This window comes from Gelidibacter pelagius, assembly GCF_017581925.1.
Classification (GTDB): Bacteria; Bacteroidota; Bacteroidia; order Flavobacteriales; family Flavobacteriaceae; genus Gelidibacter; species Gelidibacter pelagius.
This window is the reverse complement of the sequence record NZ_JAGEVG010000004.1, coordinates 18,908-38,628: the sequence shown is the minus strand read 5'-3', so window position 1 is coordinate 38,628 and position 19,721 is coordinate 18,908. Positions and strand designations below refer to the sequence as shown.

Sequence of the window (19,721 nt, the reverse complement as noted above, 5' to 3'; positions counted from 1 at the left end):
TTAGATTAATACACTCTTAACATGCAAAGTTACGAATCAAATTGCAATTGGGAAATGAGGTATATCATATCAACAGACTTTCTGCTAAGAAATGTCATATTTTGAAACTTAATGATAAATTAAGGTGACAAACGCTCTATATTTTTAATCTTAATGCCTACGAAACAATCGTCCATACAACCGTTTTCGACATAACCACAGGTGGATATCAATCCGTTGTAGTCTGTCTCAAAATAGACCTTTGCATTTTCTCTTTTAATCAACCATTCCTTTTTAGCCTTAGCATATATTTCGTCTAAAGTCAAGGCCTCTGCAGCTTGATCTTGGTGACTTCCCACTTCTTGCCCCTTCTCAATCCATTCCACGTTCTGGTCCGGAACATCATCAGGATCGCTAAATTTGAAATGTCTCTCAACGGCTTCTCCTTTCAGTATCGTTATAGTTGTTTCCCATCTAAAACCTGTCCAAGAACTACCAACAACAGTATATTGATAAGAGTTTCCGGATAGCTTTTTAAAATCCAACCAAGCCTTATGGCTTTCTTCATAGTTATTTTGATAGTTCAAATCATAGTCAGTAGAACAGGAAATAACTAAGCTTCCAATCATCAAGAATGCAATGATATAAATATTATTTTTCATAATTTTTTAAAATAGAGTCTATTGTGAGTTATCCCAATTGGTTGCGTCAAATTATTGCGAATATTCAATTTGCAAAGATACGAAACGAAACAGCAATTAGCTCATTCACTACGTTATGCGTTACTCGTCCTCTTTTAGGTGATAATTATGTTCTCGTGAATACTTTGTATTTGAAACGGCATGTTTGAGCTCCTCTCGCAATAATTATCGGGAGAGAGCGAGAAATAAAAACATGACCCTCTGTAAATTTATTGGAAGAGGGTAACGTCCAAATGAAAGTTCTATTAAAATTAACTGCTCTGATGAAAAGTCATGGTAAATGACTTCGACTATTCCGGATCCATATCCTTATGTTTGGCATAATGCTGCCATTTGGCAATACATTCCTGCATATCTTGCGGAATTTCAGAATCGAAACTCATAAACTTACCTGTTGTAGGGTGTTCAAAACCCAAGGTTTTGGCATGCAGCGCCTGACGTGGTAATATTTTGAAGCAATTGTCAACAAATTGCTTATATTTTGAAAAGGTAGTCCCTTTTAAGATCTTCTCTCCACCATAACGTGCATCGTTAAATAATGTATGCCCAATATGTTTCATGTGCACACGGATTTGGTGTGTACGCCCAGTTTCCAACTTACAGGACACTAAGGTCACGTACCCCAAGCGCTCAATGACTTTGTAGTGTGTGACGGCAGGTTTGCCCTTTGCTTCATCATCATCTAAATACACGGTGTTTTGCAACCTGTTTTTGGGGTGTCTGCCTATATTACCTTCAATAGTACCTTCATCCTCCTCAACATTGCCCCATACAATCGCAATATATTCGCGCTCACTGGTTTTATTGAAGAATTGCTTTGACAGATTGGCCATGGCAGCTTCGGTTTTGGCAATGACCAACAATCCGCTGGTGTCCTTGTCAATACGATGCACCAAACCAGGCCTGTTGCTGGAGTTATTGGGCAGATTTTCAAAATGAAATATCAGAGCGTTGATGAGCGTTCCCGAATAATTACCATGCCCTGGATGTACCACCATGCCGGCTTCTTTATTCACCACAAGTAAATCATCATCTTCATATACAATATTAAGCGGGATGTCTTCTGGTGTGAGCAAATATTCATAAGGGGGATGCTCAAAAAGCACACGGATCTTATCGAAAGGTTTGACCTTATAATTGGATTTTACAGGAATGTCATTGACATAGATACTACCATTTTTGGCGGCTGCCTGAATTTTATTTCGGGTTGCGTTCTCAATGAAATTCATCAAGTATTTATCGATACGCAGTGGGGTTTGACCTTTTTCTGCTGTAAAAGCGTAATGCTCATACAAATCATCATCATTTTGATCTTCTAAATCTGGGGTGTTTTCTATCATTCTTCGTCTATACCTCTATTACCATTCCCCAAAACAATATCAATTTTGGAGGTCATGGGCAGTAAATCGCCCGCGTTGACCGATTCGCCTTCAAATGAAATGGATTGCACTTCGTCTTTGCCAATATCATCAATGTAGGATATTTTGCCTACCTCAAAACCAATGGCTTCTAAAGTTGGCTTGGCTTGACGGAAAGTACGACCAACCACAATAGGCACTTCCACTTTGCGATAGCCTGAAGGATTTAGAATCAAATATATTTTTCGATCTTCTTTTACCTGACTTCCTGCTAATGGATATTGTTCTATTACTGAATATTTAGGATATTTAGGATTATAATTGGCAGAGTCTTGAATCTCCATAGTCAACTGATTGTCGTTCAATAAGATTCCTGCGGTTTCAATGGTTCTACCTGCCAAATCTGGCACCGTTACAAAACTCCCATGCTTAGTGCGATAATCTAACCACTTCAACATTAAAAAAGACAATACTATAAGAGCTACAATAGCAAGAATAATTTGTTTCAAAAACGCTTTACTCGTTAAAAATTTTATTAGACTCATGAAGTTTTGTTATAAGTGGCAAAGATATATAAATCCAACCGTTTTTTCTTTTCCTTTTAATGTGATATTTTTGTTCGTGGATTATCGTGCATTAATTTACGAATGTATAACTTTTATAACTTCTAAATATTGCTATTTCAATACATATATGTGAAATGGTATTATTAAAAGCTTTATAAACGACCATAAATATTCGTGCATTCGTGGCTAAAAAATGAATCCAAATTAGATCCCTGCTTTCGTGGGAAGCGAAAAAACCGTTTTTATTGCAAGATAAGATTCTAAATCAATTATGAACACTAATTAATAAGATTGCCTCCCGATAGCTATCGGGATCGCGGGATATAAATATGAGAAAGAACGTTGCCATCATCATGGGAGGATTTTCGAGCGAATTCGAGATTTCCCTCAAAAGCGGACAAGTAGTTTATGAAACGCTTGACCCATCAAAATATAATCCTTATCGGATACATATTTTTAAGGAAAAATGGGTTTACGTAGATGCCAACGACAACGAGTTTCCTGTGGATAAAAATGATTTTTCGATTTCTGTTGATGGATTAAAAACCACTTTCGACTGTGTTTTTAACGCCATACACGGGACTCCTGGTGAAGATGGTTTTATGCAAGGCTATTTGGAATTGTTAGAAATTCCACAGACCAGTTGCAATATGTACCAAGCAGCACTGACATTTAACAAGCGGGATTGTTTAAGTACATTAAAGCCGTATGGTATTAAAACAGCTGAATCCTATTATGTAAATTTAGGCGATGTTATTGATGAAGATGCCATTATCGCCAAAGTAGGTTTGCCTTGTTTTGTAAAAGCCAATAAAGCAGGAAGTAGTTTTGGGATTACGAAAGTCTATAAAAAAGAAGAGTTTAACAAGGCATTGGAAGTAGCATTTAAGGAAGATGATGAAGTGATCATTGAATCTTTTTTAGATGGCGTAGAGGTGTCTGTTGGCGTCATCATGTATAAAGGTGAAGTCACCGTACTTCCCATTACCGAAATTGTAAGTGAAAACGACTTTTTTGATTATCAGGCTAAATATTTGGGACAATCCCAAGAAATTACGCCTGCAAGATTGACTCAAGAACAAGAGGAAAAAGTAAGGACTGTTGCAAAGAAAGTCTATGAAGTTTTAAAAATGAAAGGCTTTAGTCGCAGTGAATTTATATTTAAAGACGGCGAACCACATTTTTTGGAAATCAATACCGTTCCAGGAATGACGAAAGCAAGTATTTTACCTCAACAAGCGGCCGCAGCCGGTATTAGTTTAGTGGATTTGTTCGGCAATGCGATTGAGGAAGTCCTTTCTTAATCCCTCCAAAGGAGAGAAACTGTTGTGAAAAGAAATTCTGTTGTATATTTGATAAATTTCTCCCCTTTGGGGAGACAAAGAGGGGCTTTATGAAACGCGCACTATTTCCTGGGTCATTTGATCCGCTAACTTTAGGACATTTTGACATCATCAAACGCGGTTTAAAAGTGTTTGACGAAGTGGTGGTTGCCATTGGCATCAATGCCGACAAAAAGTATATGTTTTCTTTGGAGGAGCGTCTAAAGTTCATAAAAGAGGCATTTAAAGATAATCCCAAAGTAAAAGTGATGACCTATAAAGGTTTGACTATTGACTTTTGCAAAGAGATTGATGCACAATTTATTTTAAGAGGCTTACGTAATCCCGCCGATTTCGAATTTGAAAAGGCCATTGCACATACCAACCGAAAACTTTCCAAGATAGAAACCGTCTTTTTACTGACCGCTGCGAGTACATCCTATATTTCTTCTTCCATTGTAAGGGATGTGATCAGAAATAATGGAGATTATACGGTTTTGGTACCGGATAGTGTTCGGGTTTTATAAGGTTCCAATCCCTTTCAAAACAAAAGAATTTTTCTCTACAATAATTGTTACAAGTCTGAGAAACCGAAGTTGAAATTGAATTTGCTGGCCCGACCGTAGCTTTAGCGATGGCGGGAAATTGAAATGTTCTTAGCTAAAAAAGTGAAGCATTAAACCCTGAATCATCTTCCGCAGTATTAAAAATTCGACAATCTTCAATCTTCAATCGTTAATCACTCACAAATTGAACTTCCTTGATTAGTTTTGGTTGTACATCTCTCTATCGTCTATTTCTCTACCCTCTACCGTCTACCCTCTACCCTCCACCAAATCAAATCAAATTATTCCGCTTAGCTTTTTGAACCGCTTCAATTTTGTTGTGCACCTGCAGTTTTTTGTAAATATTTTCGATGTGTTTGCGTACTGTTCCCGTGGAAAGAATCAAGTTTTCGGCAATTTTATTATAGTTCAATCCTTTGCTCAAGTGTTCCAAAACTTCGGTTTCGCGTGATGTCAGTTGAATATCTTCTTGATCTTTTCTATTGTCTATATCAATCGGATTTCTGAGCAATTTCAAGGTTTTTAAGGCAATGGATGGATTCATGGCTGCACCGCCATTCAAGGTTTCCAAAATACCACTATGTAAGTCTTGGGCATTGATTTCCTTTAGCAAATAGCCGTCTGCTCCGGCTTTGATGGCGTTAAAAATATTTTCGTCATTGTCAAAAACGGTCAACATGATGATTTTGATGTGGGGATATTTGTTTTTGACCAATTCTGTGGTTTCAATGCCATTTAATACAGGCATCTCAATATCCATCAAAATTAGATCGAGGTTGGAATTCTCTTCCAATTTAATCAATAACTCTGAACCATTGAAGGCCGAGAATTTAAAATTCAAATCCTCAAAAAAGGAGAGTTTCTCCTTAACGGTAGAGATTAAAAAAGAATTATCATCTACAATAGCTATTTTGATGTTCATAAATGCTTTTTTGATTGGTTAAAGTCTAAAGTTCGGATGTTTTTAATGATCTACCTATACGTCAAACGTCGTATTTATTGTCTGCAAAGGTATCTTTATAAGGACTTTGGTTCCTTTGTCAATGCCTGAGTCAATCAAAATCTCTGCTCCAATATCATCTGATCTTTTAATCATATTGTTCAACCCATTGCCCTTTTCAACCGTTTTTAGATCAAAGCCTTGGCCATCATCTGATATTAAAATTTTCAATTGTTGATTTTCGGAGTGGATTGTGACACCTATATGTTGCGCATTGGAATATTTTAAAGCATTGTTCAGTGCCTCTTGAATAATGCGGTAGATATTCATCCCATCAACAGAAGAAAATTTGATTCCTGCCTGCAACTTATCATCCGATTCAAAGCTAAAGCTCACATTTTCTGAAGTAGTATTGGCCTTATCTATAAAGTTGGAAATACGGGCCTTCAAATCCTCCAAAGAAATGTCATTTTTATTCATGGCCCAAATAGTGTCCCGTAACTCATAAATTGTGGTTGTGGTAAACTCGCTTATAAACTTGAGTTTAGCACTCAATTTATCAGGCAATTGAAAGCCATATTTGAGATTGTCCAGAGACGAAATAATAAAGGTCAGTTGCGCTCCAATATTGTCATGCAAATCTCTACTGATCCGCAAACGCTGTTCCTGTAATCTGTTTTGGGTCTCAATTTTAATCAAGGCATCCTTGAGTTCGTTTTCCTTTTGAAGTTGACGGTTTTTAAGCTTTTGTTGGTTGTAAAACAGCATTCCCAAAAGCGTCAATACCACAGCTAAACCAAGGAGCCCCCATATATAGCTGTTCTTTTTGCTCAAATCAAGTTCCTTTTCAGCTAAATCAGCGCGTTGTGAAAGGATTTCCTTTTCCTTTTTCTCGGTTTGATATTCAATTTCCAATTTTGCCACCCTACTATTGGTTTCAATATTGAGCAGACTATCTTTTAATGTCGTGAAATTTTTATAATAATGAAGGGCCGTTTTTGTATCATTTTTCGCTTCGTAATATTGTGAATACATATTTAAAGCGGTTTCAATATCCACCGCCGTCTGCGATTGATTGGCATAATGATAAGCACTATCAATATAGATTTTAGCATCGTCCACACGTTCATTTTCCAATAGAATTTGAGCAATATTGTTATAACTGGCGCCAATACCTGCCACATTCCCGATAGCTTTCTCGATACGGGCAGACTCATTGAAGTACACCAACGCCGAATCAATCTCTTGCAAATAATAGAAAACCGCACCAACATTATTGGTCGATTCTGCAATTCCTTTTTGGCTTTTCAGGGATCTTTCAATCGCTAACGAATTTTTAAAATAATTTAGAGCTTTATCCAATTCGCCTTCATTGGCATACAGAATGGCAATATTATTATAGCCTTCAGACATTCCCTTTTTATTGTTTTCCTTTTCAAATATCGCTATGGCTTTCAAATGATTTTCGACCGCTTTGGAATTCATTCCCAAATAACTATAAACCATTCCAATATTATTGATTACTGTAGCCTGCTCAATCAATGCATTTTCCTTTTCATAAATAGCCAAGGCGTTTAGATAGGCGGTCAGCGCGGCTTCATAATCGCCCAAACTTCGATTGCATGCTCCGATGTTGTTATACGCTGAGGCCAAAGCACGTTCATTTTTTACATTTATCAAGGCTTCTTCAGATAAAGCTTTCGCCTTCTGAAATTGCCCTAAATCTCGGTAGACGATGCCTAAACTATTTTTTGAGTAGGCAATCCATTCAGATTGTTTGTGTTTCTGGGCAGTTTCAAGAGCACTTTCCAACATCACCAAAGCTCTTTGTGGATCTTGTTTATATAATGCCATGGCCGAATCATTTAACTTTTCTGCATTTCCCTGAGAAAAACTAATACTGATTATAAGGAAAAATAAAAGACAGATGAACGGTTTCAAGATCATTTTATAGATTGCAACTGTTAAAATACTGATTTTTAAGAATACCGTTAGTTTCTATATGACAAAACTTATTTTGGTGCCATGATTTGGAAAGGATTCAATTTCAAACTTTCCACCAATTTCATGAATTCTTTTTTGCATATTCAACAAACCATTTCCTTTTTCCACAGTAGTCATATCAAATCCCTGACCATCGTCTGAAATTGTGAATTTTAAATGCTCCATAAACTTTTCCACCTTAACCTCGATATTTTTGGAGTTGGAATGTTTCAAACTGTTGTGAATGGCTTCCTGAATAACCCTATGAATATTCACACCTTCCATAGAGTTGAATTTTCGTTTAAGGTCTACATCTGGGTCAACCTGAAATGAAAAATCCACCTTCCCTTCAAATACATGTGCTTTGTCAATATAATTTGAAAGACGGGATTGCAAGTCCTCAAAAGTGATTTCGGTTTTATTCATTGCCCAAATGGTGTCACGCAATTCATAAATGGTTTCTGTAGTAAAATTGCTGATACTGGTTAGTTTATCCTTGAGTTTTTGATCCGTAATGTCAAATCCGTATTTTAAATTATCAATAGATGAAATGATAAAAGCCAATTGTGCGCCTATATTGTCATGCAGGTCTCTACTGATACGTAAACGTTGTTCTTGAAGTCTGTTTTGGGTTTCAATTTTCAGTAAGGCATCTTTCAATTCACTTTCCTTCTGAAGCTGTTGGTTTCGAAGTTTTTGTTGATTGTAAAACAAATAACCAATAAACGTTAAGACCACTGCGAAGGCAATCGTTCCAAAGAGCTGTGAATTTCGTTTTTGAATGGTCAAATCCCGTTCTGCCAAATCTGTACGATGGATCAAAATTTGCCGCTCTTTATCTGCCGTTTTGTAGCGCTCTCCCATTTCAGCAATCTGACGGGTTTTTGTTTCGTTAAGAAGAGAATCTTCTATAGATTTATATTCTATATAATTGTTTAATGCGCTTTTATAGTCGCCCTTTTTAACATCCAACTCATGAAAACGATAATACGCTTCCAGTTGGTATTTGCGCGTTCCATATTTTAAGGTATTACGCATGGCACTATCTAAAACCTTTTTGGCTTCGCTAAAGCGTTTGGTCTCCAAATAGATTTTTCCCAAGTTGACCAAAGTCACACCTTTTCTGGATTCAAATCCTGGTACTGCGAGGGATTTCAAAGTGTATTCTTCGGCCTTTTTATAATCTTTTAATTTAGAATAGGTGTTACCGATGTTTGAATATGTTGTTCTTGAAAAGGCCAGGTTATTAATACTTTCGCTCAATCGTGCGGCTTTTTTATTGTAATATAAAGCGCTGTCAAACAGTCGTTCATTAAAATTATCTTTTTCTGCCAATTCATCAAAGGCGATTCCAATACGTCCATAACATAGTGCTTCACCATTTTGATCCCCAATTTTTTTGGCGATTTTCAAGGCCTCTCTGTTCCACTTGATAGATTCCTTAAACTCATACATTCGGTCATAGATGTAGCCTATTAAAGACATGTCTCTTAAAACATTGGCTTCAATGTTGTTTATTTTATTAAATTCCAAAGATTTAAAACCAAGATCTAATGCTTCAGGAAATTCTGAAAACAAGGTATGGATTTGAGACTGTTTATAATAAATATCTTTTAGAGCCTGATCTGCATAATCTTCCAAAATTTTGGTGGCCTCTTGGTAATAATCCAATGCTCTTATAGATGACGACGTTGAATTTATTTTACCTTTTAAAAATAAGGCTCTTCCTCTGTATTGAGCTTGGTTGGAAGCTGTGGCTTTTTCTATGAGTAACTCAGCATAAGTATTTGCTATGGAATCTATTTTTGAAAGATAGGTGGAAGCCAATTGATAATAGAGTTCAAGCTTTTCTTTATCATTCGCAGATTTTAGACGATTTTGATATTTTAATATTTGAAGGGAGTCAGCCTTATTTAAAACCATTAGAGAATTTTGCCCATGCTTCTGTCCAAAGACGACAACAGCAAAAAACAACATCAGAATTAAAAATACCTGTCTCATTTTAAACATTTGAAAAAAAGAAAGCATCAGTATCAACCCATATTTTTCAATAATGGAAATAACTGATGCTTTCTTAAGAAAATTGATTAATAGCATGACCAATATAGTTCTAAATGTTTTTGTGATTGGTATTTTTCGACAAATAGCAATTAAAAAAGATTAAGCGTAATTATATGATAATCACGCCTAATCTTCATCCCAAGAATACAATTACTTATTAAGATCGTAGGCGTAGATAGACTTGTCGTTAGCCTTATAATACAATACTCCTGCGACATCATCCACTTGATATTCAGGCTTTTTATCCTTTAAAACAATCTCTTTATCAACATTTCCGGTATCTTTATTCACCTTGACCAAACCTACACCGTCATCCAGTTTTGTAAGAATGAATTGGGCGTTTTCGGTCGCCGCTGTAGCCTTAAAACGTTGCGACATCATATTAAACGACGCATCACCAATAGAAGCAAACATATTTGCTGCACGCTGGTTTTCTTTACCATAATCATTATAGTTTCTCAAATCGTTGCTACTGCCATAGCCTGTTTTGTTCATTCCAGCTTGTGCAGCATGGGCCATGGACAAACCAGTAGATGCCACTGCCACGACACCTCCCATGACTTTCATAAATCCGCTTTTTCCCGGAGATTTATAGTAACCATGGTATTTTTGATCACCATTATCACCTAATACCATCATATTTTGTGAAGCGCTAAGAAAAATGTTGCCATCTCTCATTTCCATTGAATTCGCAGCCTCCTTTTCATCAAATTTCACTTTTGCCAATTCTGAAACATCTCCTGTATTCGCATCTATAGCATATACCGTGTCATCTGCAGCAATAAGATATCTATTTTTGGCACTATCAAAAGTTGAAGCCACCGCAGCTGAATTTTTATATTTCAAAGGTTTTTTCCAGACTTGGTCGCCCGTTTTTAAATCGACAATATTGGCATCTTCACCAGTGATATAAATCAAGCCTTGCGGAGACTCAGCCATTACAAGTATATTCTCACCAGTTTTTAAAGGTTTATTAAACAACGTTTTTCCATCAAAAGAGATTTTGTTGATGCCACCTTGTTGAATGCCAAATAAGATCCCATCATCTTGAACATAGAAATGTTGGACATAGCCTTTTGTTTTTGGTGCTTTGTCCCACAAATCCTCTCCAGAAGATGCGCTTAAAAATGCTATTTCAGATTCATTTTTTGTTGAAAACACACTCGAACTGCCACCATCACTTTTATCACTGACCACAGCCAAGCCCTGAGGAAGAATCTGGAAATTGGAGATATTACCTTGTACTTTGCGATCGTCCTTCCAGAGTTCTGCACCATTAGAGCCAATTTTATGGATGCGGGTGTTTTTTCCATTCGACGTGGTTTCAAAACCATAGATTTCCTTTTCATAAGCATCAGCAACCATCCAATTAATTCCTTTTATTTTATTGGTCCATATATCTTCACCTGTATGTGATTTTGCAATTAAACCTTGTGCTGTTGGAAGAATTAGCATGTCTTTTAGGAGCAATGGTGTTCCGGTCATACTGACATCCTTGGCAACACCAACACGACCTGGTTTGTCCAAGAAAAAGCTAAAGTCTATTTTTGAGGTTGCAAGATCATAAACGGCAACCTTTGGTGTGGATTTTTCAAATTTATCACCTTCTTTTTGGATGCCACTTATGATCAATTTATTCTGTGGCAACACCACATCGCAAGTAAAAACTTGGTTCCAATTGTCCGTATCCGAATTGAAAATCACTTTCCCGGTCATATAATCGATTACGGCGCGTTTCGTTTTGGCTATACCAGCAAACTTAGAACCTACGCCTTGAGAAACGATGATGTATGGGGAATTGGGAACAAATTGAGTTTCTTCCGGCTTAAGTTTGCCGAAATCATTGAATTTAAAAACGGGTTGGCTTTCGGTTGGTCTAATCCCTACCAAGCCATCATTTGTTGCGACTACCAAAACACCTCCTACGGTGAGCGTCATTTCGTTGATGCTTGATCCAAGATCATAATTTTGATTGGGGGCTTCAGCTTTTTGGGCATTAACGGAAATCGTTCCGATAAAAAGTGCAAGCAGTGCTAAAATTTGTAATTGAAATGCTTTCATGTTTATTGTTTTTTAAGATTAAAGGAACCGTCTGTAATATTTTTCATACTGCCATTACTAGTACTCTTTGCTTTAAATATGAAAGTACCAATGATATGGGTACTTGTTTCTTCTGAAATTTTTATTTCACCAACAACCCCAAAGTCTTGGTATGGTGCAGTCCAAGTGGGAGAATTGGTAGGATCGGAAACTTTGGGTTCAATATAAGTGGCAGTGATGAACACATTGGAGTCTTTCAACTCATAAGTTCCCACACCTTCATAACCAAAAATAGTCATGCTAATTCCTTGAGAGGCTGTATTTCCCTGGAGTGCCAACGTATTTTGTCCGCCACCTGAAGTTTTTGAGGCAAAGGAGGTGATTTCCATAGATGAAAATTGTGCACCATCTACTTTAGCTTTTATAATGCCTGACGCAGCATCGCCACCATCGCCGCCATCATCGTCCTTTGAACAGGAAATTAAACTTGCGAAGACAATTGTTAATAACAGTAGTTTTTTTAAATTTTTCATTGTTGAAATGTTAAGGGGTTTATAATATTCCAAAATTGCAATTTAAGAGAAGGGGAAACAATACGGCATATGTCGTATATTTTGGGGAAGGATGAGCGTTGGGAATAGGGATTAGGGATGAGGGATTAGGTTTTCATTCAACGATTGATTTTTGATTTTTGAATATCGAATACTGAAGCTTGAATATCGAACGCTGAAGTTTGATCAGGTCCAGAATTTGGAACTTGGAACTTGGAAGTTGGAACTCGGAATTTGGAATTCAATTCTATTCCGAAAACAATAAAAGCTGTTTTCTTAATAAATTCTTGGATGTTTTGCCATCATAAAGTTTCTCAACAAGGTAATCGAGAACTTTGGTGTCTTCCCGAATGGCAGATAGACTGAAATCGATAAGCGATTTGAAAAAAATAAGTAAAAGCGCTGCTGTGCGTGCTGCGTCGGAAAATATTATAAAGAAAAAGAAAGCAATTATGACGGCAAATTGTTGAATCACTATTCGGACATAAGGTTTATACATCATTTCGTAAGCAGCAAACTCAAGATGTTTTTTTGGCAGCATAAAATCAAAAATAAATTTCATCAACTGTGTTCCTATTAAAATAGGAAGCACATAAGCCATGCCTTCCAGAGCCAGTATCCCACGATAATTTTCAATGATGTAAAACGGTTCCCTGATAAACGTTTGACCATCTATTCCGATGATCACAAAAACAAAAACGGATTGAATCGCTACAAACATGCCGTAATGGAACATAAAAAAAAGAACTAAAAAACCAATGGTTTTGCCTGAGCCATCGTGACGAGATGCCGCCACCATCTTAAAAACATTGAACACTCCGATAATCAGCGTTTCTAAAAAATACCCAAACAAGATCGCATAGGGTGTGATTTTTCCCATCAGAAGGAAACTTACCAAAAACACGATATTCATCCACACATACGAATTGTTGCGATTTGGCATAAAAACAGAAAACAACATTGGCTTACTTTTTTACAAATAAAATCCTTTGAAGTCTTTAATCCTATACGATGAAATACGTATTTTAAACAATATCCTATTTTCCCTCCGCAGAGGCGCGAAGGCGCTAAGTTTTTAACATTTCAAGCTTATCTATCTAAGCTCCAATTAATGTACTATCCATTTAATCTCAGCGTCTCTGTGACTTTGCGAGAGATTCAATTGACGCCTCTGCGAGAGATGGCACTTTAACCCATTTCGAGATAAACTATTTCAAGTACTCCGCCACAGCCTCCAAAGCCTTTTCAATGCCAGCCGGATTTTTGCCCCCTGCTGTTGCAAAAAATGGTTGTCCGCCACCACCGCCTTGGATATGTTTACCCAATTCGCGGACAATAGTACCAGCATTCAAACCTTTGCTTTCCACCAATTCTTTAGAGATATAGCAGGACAATAAGGCCTTTCCATCATTTTCAGCGCCAAACAACAAAAACAAATTGTCATATTGCTGACCCATTTCAAATGAAAGATCTTTGATTCCTGAGGCATCTAGATCGACTTTTTTAGCTAAAAACTGGACACCGTTGACTTCAGTCAATTCGTTTTTAAGATCGCCTTTCAAATTTTTAGCTTTCTCTTTTAACAAATTCTCGATTTGCTTTTTTAATTCGGCGTTCTCAGATTGCAAACTCTGAATGGCTTTGACCGGCTCTTGAGCATTATTCAAAAGGCCTTTGATTCTATAAAACTCACGATCGTGCTCTTGATAGTAGTCTTTTACGGCATCATTGGTAATAGCCTCTATCCTACGTATTCCTGAAGCTACAGCTCCTTCTGAAATGAGTTTGAAATACCAAATATCTGAGGTGTTCTTAACATGGGTACCGCCACATAATTCAAACGATTTACCATAACGAACCGTCCTAACGGTATCGCCATACTTTTCTCCAAATAGTGCTATGGCACCTTCCTTAATCGCTAACTCCATCGGAATATTGCGCTGTTCCTGAAGGTCTAATTTCCCATCAATACGTGCGTTGACGAAATTCTCCACATCGCTCAATTCTTCCGGTGTCATTTTTGAAAAATGCGAAAAATCAAAACGAAGATACTTTGAATGTACCGCACTTCCTTTTTGCTCTACATGTTCGCCTAACACTTCACGCAAGGCTTGATGCAACAAGTGCGTTGCCGTATGGTTGGATTCAGTTCGTCTGCGCTGTTTTGCATCTACTGAAGCTTTGAAAGTTCCCTTGAGATCTGTTGGTAGGTTCTTAGTGAAATGAATGGCAACATTATTTTCTCTTTTGGTATCCAAAATATAAACAATATCACCGTTACTGTCGGTTAAATAACCCTTATCACCCACTTGCCCACCACCTTCAGCATAAAATGGCGTCAGATTGAATACCAATTGGTACATTTCGCCATCCTTTTTAGAAACAACTTTTCTGTACCGTGTAATTTTCACATTGGTTTCAAGAAAATCATAGCCTATAAATTCTTGCACGTCATCTTCCATCAAAACAGTCCAATCTTCTGTGGACATTTCGCCGGCTGCACGTGAGCGGTCCTTTTGCTTTTTCATTTCAAGATGAAACCCTTCCTCATTCAGTTCCAGTCCTTTCTCTCTCAGAATTAACGCCGTTAGGTCAATTGGAAATCCAAAAGTGTCGTAAAGTTCAAACACCTTTTCACCCGAAATAATGTTCGAGTTTGATTCTTCAACCACTCTGTTTAAAAGCACCAAACCTTGATCTAAAGTTCTTAAAAACGATTGTTCTTCTTCTTTAATGACGTTTTCGATCAGCTGTTTTTGCGATTTCAATTCCGGAAAAGCATCGCCCATCTTCTTGCTCAGTACATCAACTAACCTATAAATGAACGGCTCTTTCTGATCTAAAAAGGTAAAACTGTAACGAATGGCCCGTCTTAAAATTCGGCGGATAACATAACCTGCTCCAGTATTGCTTGGCAACTGTCCGTCAGCAATAGAAAATGCGACGGCACGCACGTGATCGGAAATGACGCGTATGGCAACGTTAATTTCTTCCTGTTGGTGGGAATCTGTGATTGGGTTGGATGTGCCATTTTTGGACAAATCTTGATTGTTGGACACGTCACGATTGTTGGACACGTCACCATTGTTGGACAAGTCACGACTTGTCCCTACAATGGGGATATATGGTTTGTTTGAAATGGTTTCTATCTCACGAATAATTGGTGTAAACACATCTGTATCATAATTTGACTGCACACCTTGCAACACCATACATAGACGTTCAAAGCCCATGCCTGTATCAATATGTTTTTGTGGTAATGGCTCTAAAGATCCATTGGCCTTTCTATTGTATTGCATGAACACAAGATTCCATATTTCAACCACTTGTGGGTGATCCATATTCACTAAGGTCTTGCCATCAATAGCTGCCTTTTCTTCTGCTGAACGGATATCCACATGGATTTCACTACATGGTCCACATGGACCTTGCTCGCCCATTTCCCAAAAGTTATCATTTTTATTACCCATCAAGATGCGATCTTCAGAAATAAAGGATTTCCACAAATCATAAGCTTCCTGATCCATTGGCAAATTATCTTCGGCACTACCTTCAAAGACGGTGACATATAGGATGTCTTTATCTATTCCATACACATCAACCAACAATTCCCAGGCCCAAGCAATAGCTTCTTTCTTGAAATAGTCTCCAAAACTCCAGTTGCCCAACATTTCGAATAAAGTATGATGGTAGGTATCATAGCCCACCTCTTCCAAATCATTGTGTTTGCCTGAAACACGAAGGCACTTCTGGGAATCGGCAATCCGATTGTTTTTGGGTTTTGCATTCCCTAAAAAATACTCCTTAAAAGGTGCCATTCCAGAATTAACAAACATTAAGCTAGGGTCATCTTTTAAAACCATTGGTGCAGATGGTACAATGCTATGCTGTTTGTCCTTAAAAAAGTTTAAAAATGTGGAACGTATGTCTTGAGATTTCATTTTGATAAATTGATGTCTTATTTTTATATTATAACTGCAATATGACCGATTTTTTCACAAATTTATTTTAAAGTTTGCATATCGCAGGCCTAGTTTAATCGAGAATCATTTAGTTTTACTAAATTTACAAATAAAATATTTTGTAGGTTTGTTCGTTAGCTTCATGTCTAAAGACCTTTTACAGTCTTTTTAACTGTGCAAAAATAGTATAAATTAGGAAATGAGTAAGGTAAAATATTATTACGATTCTGATACCCTCTCTTATAAGAAAATAGAGCGTAGAAAAAGGAATACTTTTAAGTATGCTTCTATCTTTATTTTAGGCTCCGCATTGTTCGGTTTCCTATTTGTGTTTTTGGCGAGTCAGTTCATACAATCGCCTAAAGAGCGTGCTTTAGCAAGGGAGCTCCAACACATGGAGTTGCAATATCAATTGCTCAACAAGAAAATGGACGAGGCCCAAGCAGTATTGGCCAATGTTGAACAACGTGATAATTCCATTTACCGTCTTTATTTCGCAGCCAATCCTATTCCCGAAGAACAGCGTAAAGCGGGTTTTGGAGGGATCAATCGTTATAAGGCTTTGGAAGGTTTCGATAATTCAAAAATAATCATTGAAGCCAATAGGCGTATGGACATCTTACAAAAGCAAATTGTAGTCCAGTCCAAATCCTTGGATGAAATAGCGGTCCTAGCTGAGGATAAAGAAAAATTTCTATCATCAATTCCAGCTATCCAGCCGATAAACATTGAAGATATGACCCGAATGGCCTCAGGTTATGGCTACCGAACGGATCCGTTTACGAAAGTTAGAAAGTTTCATTACGGTATGGATTTTACCGCACCTCAAGGGACCCCAATTTATGCTTCAGGTGATGGTGTTGTGACACGGGCAGATAATTCCTCAACAGGTTATGGTAACCATATCCGTATTGATCACGGCTATGGATATGTCACATTATACGCACATTTATACAAATACAATGTACGAGCAAATCAGAAAGTGAAACGTGGTGATTTAATTGGTTTTGTTGGTAGCACAGGACGTTCTGAAGCCCCACATTTGCATTATGAAGTGTTCAAGGATGACGAACGGATCAACCCTATCAACTTCTATTACGGTAATTTGTCGGCCGAAGAATACAGTAAATTATTGGAGCATGCTTCTCTAGAAAATCAATCCCTAGATTAATATGCAGATCGATCTTCCAGAAAAAAGATATTATGGTATTGGCGAAGTTGCTAAGGCATTTAAGGTCAATACATCTTTGATCCGATTTTGGGAAAAGGAATTTGATATCCTAAGGCCAAAAAAGAATGCTAAAGGCAACCGAAAGTTCACACCAGAAGACATTACAAATCTTAAATTCATATACCACTTAGTAAAAGTGAGAGGATTTACTCTTGAAGGCGCAAAAACTCATTTAAAGGAACAAAAACAAGAAGCGCTCAGCACTTTCGAAATCATCAGTAAATTAAAAGGTATAAAAGCTCAACTTATAAAAATTAAATCACAACTCTAAAACCAACATCAAATGAAAAAATGGCTCGTTCCTGTAATAATCATTGCTTTAATTGCAATAGCACTTTACTCTTGGGGAAAAAACTTTAACAACACAGCGGTGGAACTCAAAGAAACTGCCACGAGAAGCTGGGGTGACGTAGAAAGCAGCTACCAACGTCGAAATGACCTTATTGGCAATCTTGTAAAAACAGTACAAGGCGCCGCCGATTTTGAGCGTACTACTTTAACGGAGGTTATTGAAGCAAGAGCGAAAGCAACGTCAACAACCATTGACGCCAATAATCTTTCTGAAGAAAACATGGCACAATTTCAACAAGCCCAAAGTGGATTGAGCGGTGCACTATCTAAACTTTTGGTATCTGTGGAGCGTTATCCAGAATTAAAAGCGAATCAAAACTTCCTTGAATTACAATCGCAATTAGAAGGTACTGAAAACAGAATCAACGTGGCGAGAGATCGTTTTAACGGAAATGTTGAGCCTTATAACAAACACATCAAAACCTTTCCCAACAGTGTCTTGGCGGGCCTATTTAATTTTGATGACTTGAGTTATTATAAGGCAGATGCAGGTGCAGAAAATGCCCCTGATGTGGATTTTGATTTTTAATAGTCCTCAATAAGTTAGCGCTTTCAATCAAAGCACAAATGTTTAAAAAAAGAAATTAGAATGTCTAAAATAGAAGATTTCCTAACTGCTGCAGAAGAGCAACAAGTGATTGAAGCCATCAGGACTTCGGAAAAGAATACTTCTGGCGAAATACGCGTACATCTAGAGAAGACCTCTAAGAAGGACCCCTATGAACGCGCATTGGAAGTTTTCCAGCTACTCAAAATGGACAATACAAAACTCCAAAATGGCGTATTGATTTATGTTGCTGTAGAAGATAAGACCTTTGTGATTTTTGGTGATGAAGGCATTAACAATGTTGTGGAGGATGATTTTTGGGAAAGCACAAAAAATGTGATGCAAGCCCATTTTAAAAGAGGTCATTTCAAACAAGGACTAGTAGATGGTATTCTAAAAGCAGGAAAACAATTGGAAACTTATTTCCCATGGGAAACCGGAGACAAAAATGAAATCCCTGATGATATTTCCATAGGATAATAAATTAAGTAAGCAGTATGCAATCTTCAGTCAACAGTCAATCTATAGTCACAATCAAGAAAAGCGTTTTTAAACGCTTTCTTTTTAGCTCACTGTTGATTTTATGTAGTGTCCAATTTGGATTTTCACAATTTAATATCCCTGATAAACCATCCAAAACTACTGAACAAACCAGTGTTTACCAATATATTCCTTTATTATCAGAAAGCCAGAAAAATAGTTTAGAACAAAAACTTATTAAATATTCAGATACTACTTCCACACAGATTGTGGTGGCTATAATTAGTTCTACACAAGGAGAAAACATCAATTACCTAGGTGCGCAATGGGGCCAAAAATGGGGCATTGGACAAGAAAAAGAAGACAATGGTATTTTGATTTTATTGGCGAGAGACGACCGTAAAATTGCCATCAACACAGGGTATGGCACCGAGCATTTATTAACTGATGCCATGTCCAAACGGATCATTGAACGTGACATCCTCCCCTATTTTAGACAAAATGACTATTACGGTGGCCTCAACAGAGGCGCTGATGCCATTTTTGAGGTGATGACCGGAGAATATCAAGGCACACGGCAAAGCAACACTGAAGAAGGGTTTCCGGTTGGATTTATTTTCCTTCTCTTCATCATTTTCATCATCATTATGATCTCCATTTCCAAAAACAATAAAGGTGGCGGCGGACCTGGGAACCATAGAGGTTCGGGACCAAGTATTTGGGATGCGATAATTTTGAGCAATTTAGGACGTGGCGGTTTTGGCGGAGGCGGTCGCTCTTCTGGAGGCGGATTTGGTGGTGGCTTTGGAGGTGGTGGAGGCTTCGGCGGTGGATTCGGTGGCGGTGGCTTTGGAGGTGGTGGTGCTTCTGGAGGATGGTAGAATTTAGTTGGCAGTAGGCAGTAAGGACGATAGATAGTAAGCAGTGTTCCGGCCCTCGAAAATGCTAGGTACGGGCAGTGTTCAGTGTTCAGTGTTCCCGCCTCCGCAAATGCTACGGACGTGCCGGCAGTGTTCTAAGTTAAAAACATTTTAAATTTTGAATTCAACTTCATTTTCATTTTCAATTTCAATTTCAACGTCA

Annotated in this window: 17 protein-coding genes; 7 read left to right on the top strand and 10 right to left on the bottom strand. The window is 37.6% G+C overall.

What is annotated here, in order from left to right; genetic code table 11:
• Positions 1–119: 119 nt before the first annotated feature.
• The 3 genes from J4051_RS04480 to J4051_RS04470 all read right to left on the bottom strand — a co-directional run bounded on the left by J4051_RS04480 (position 120) and on the right by J4051_RS04470 (position 2,583).
• Complete coding sequence (locus J4051_RS04480) at positions 120–641, bottom strand: hypothetical protein (RefSeq protein ID WP_208232661.1); 522 nt, start codon at positions 639–641, stop codon at positions 120–122.
• 329 nt (positions 642–970) lie between these two features.
• Positions 971–2,020: an RluA family pseudouridine synthase gene (locus J4051_RS04475; RefSeq protein ID WP_208232660.1), complete on the bottom strand. Its 1,050-nt coding sequence runs from the start codon at positions 2,018–2,020 to the stop codon at positions 971–973.
• On the bottom strand, positions 2,017–2,583 hold the full coding sequence (locus tag J4051_RS04470) for a PASTA domain-containing protein (RefSeq protein WP_208232659.1): 567 nt from the start codon (positions 2,581–2,583) through the stop codon (positions 2,017–2,019). Before J4051_RS04470 ends, J4051_RS04475 begins: the two co-directional genes overlap by 4 nt.
• A 350-nt stretch (positions 2,584–2,933) precedes the next feature.
• Between J4051_RS04470 and J4051_RS04465 the strand changes: the two genes are divergently transcribed.
• Together J4051_RS04465 and coaD are read left to right on the top strand one after the other, a co-directional pair.
• Positions 2,934–3,908, top strand: coding sequence for a D-alanine--D-alanine ligase (locus tag J4051_RS04465; protein WP_208232658.1), 975 nt, complete (start codon positions 2,934–2,936; stop codon positions 3,906–3,908).
• An 89-nt stretch (positions 3,909–3,997) separates the two neighbouring features.
• Positions 3,998–4,453 carry a pantetheine-phosphate adenylyltransferase gene (gene coaD, locus J4051_RS04460; protein WP_208232657.1) on the top strand — a complete coding sequence of 152 codons (456 nt, stop codon included), beginning with the start codon at positions 3,998–4,000 and terminating at the stop codon, positions 4,451–4,453.
• Between the two features lie 310 nt (positions 4,454–4,763).
• Here coaD and J4051_RS04455 read toward each other — a convergent pair whose 3' ends face one another.
• The 7 genes from J4051_RS04455 to alaS all read right to left on the bottom strand — a co-directional run bounded on the left by J4051_RS04455 (position 4,764) and on the right by alaS (position 16,008).
• Positions 4,764–5,414, bottom strand: a complete 651-nt coding sequence (locus J4051_RS04455) for a response regulator (protein ID WP_208232656.1) — start codon at positions 5,412–5,414, stop codon at positions 4,764–4,766.
• Between the two features lie 54 nt (positions 5,415–5,468).
• The gene (locus tag J4051_RS04450) at positions 5,469–7,286 is read right to left on the bottom strand and encodes a tetratricopeptide repeat-containing sensor histidine kinase (RefSeq protein ID WP_208232655.1); all 1,818 of its coding nucleotides are present in this window, start codon (positions 7,284–7,286) and stop codon (positions 5,469–5,471) included.
• Between the two features lie 144 nt (positions 7,287–7,430).
• Complete coding sequence (locus J4051_RS04445) at positions 7,431–9,416, bottom strand: tetratricopeptide repeat-containing sensor histidine kinase (RefSeq protein ID WP_208232654.1); 1,986 nt, start codon at positions 9,414–9,416, stop codon at positions 7,431–7,433.
• Positions 9,417–9,626: 210 nt separating this feature from the next.
• On the bottom strand, positions 9,627–11,537 hold the full coding sequence (locus J4051_RS04440) for an outer membrane protein assembly factor BamB family protein (protein WP_208232653.1): 1,911 nt from the start codon (positions 11,535–11,537) through the stop codon (positions 9,627–9,629).
• A gap of 2 nt (positions 11,538–11,539) precedes the next feature.
• Entirely contained in the window at positions 11,540–12,049 is a 510-nt protein-coding gene (locus J4051_RS04435; RefSeq protein WP_208232652.1) for a DUF6252 family protein, read from the bottom strand.
• A 265-nt stretch (positions 12,050–12,314) separates the two neighbouring features.
• On the bottom strand, positions 12,315–13,028 hold the full coding sequence (locus J4051_RS04430) for a DUF6498-containing protein (protein ID WP_208232651.1): 714 nt from the start codon (positions 13,026–13,028) through the stop codon (positions 12,315–12,317).
• A 247-nt stretch (positions 13,029–13,275) separates the two neighbouring features.
• Positions 13,276–16,008 carry an alanine--tRNA ligase gene (gene alaS / locus J4051_RS04425; RefSeq protein ID WP_208232650.1) on the bottom strand — a complete coding sequence of 911 codons (2,733 nt, stop codon included), beginning with the start codon at positions 16,006–16,008 and terminating at the stop codon, positions 13,276–13,278.
• Positions 16,009–16,228: 220 nt separating this feature from the next.
• Here alaS and J4051_RS04420 point away from each other — a divergent pair, with 220 nt between their 5' ends.
• Genes J4051_RS04420 through J4051_RS04400 form a run of 5 tightly spaced genes read left to right on the top strand, consistent with a single transcriptional unit; the run spans position 16,229 to position 19,519 of the window.
• Entirely contained in the window at positions 16,229–17,200 is a 972-nt protein-coding gene (locus J4051_RS04420; RefSeq protein WP_208232649.1) for a M23 family metallopeptidase, read from the top strand.
• A gap of 1 nt (position 17,201) precedes the next feature.
• Positions 17,202–17,531 (top strand): MerR family transcriptional regulator, encoded by a 330-nt coding sequence (locus J4051_RS04415; RefSeq protein ID WP_208232648.1) that lies wholly within the window; start codon positions 17,202–17,204, stop codon positions 17,529–17,531.
• Positions 17,532–17,543: 12 nt separating this feature from the next.
• Positions 17,544–18,140: a LemA family protein gene (locus J4051_RS04410; RefSeq protein ID WP_208232647.1), complete on the top strand. Its 597-nt coding sequence runs from the start codon at positions 17,544–17,546 to the stop codon at positions 18,138–18,140.
• 60 nt (positions 18,141–18,200) lie between these two features.
• Positions 18,201–18,638 carry a TPM domain-containing protein gene (locus J4051_RS04405; protein ID WP_208232646.1) on the top strand — a complete coding sequence of 146 codons (438 nt, stop codon included), beginning with the start codon at positions 18,201–18,203 and terminating at the stop codon, positions 18,636–18,638.
• Positions 18,639–18,655: 17 nt separating this feature from the next.
• Complete coding sequence (locus J4051_RS04400) at positions 18,656–19,519, top strand: TPM domain-containing protein (RefSeq protein ID WP_208232645.1); 864 nt, start codon at positions 18,656–18,658, stop codon at positions 19,517–19,519.
• Positions 19,520–19,721 lie beyond the last annotated feature (202 nt).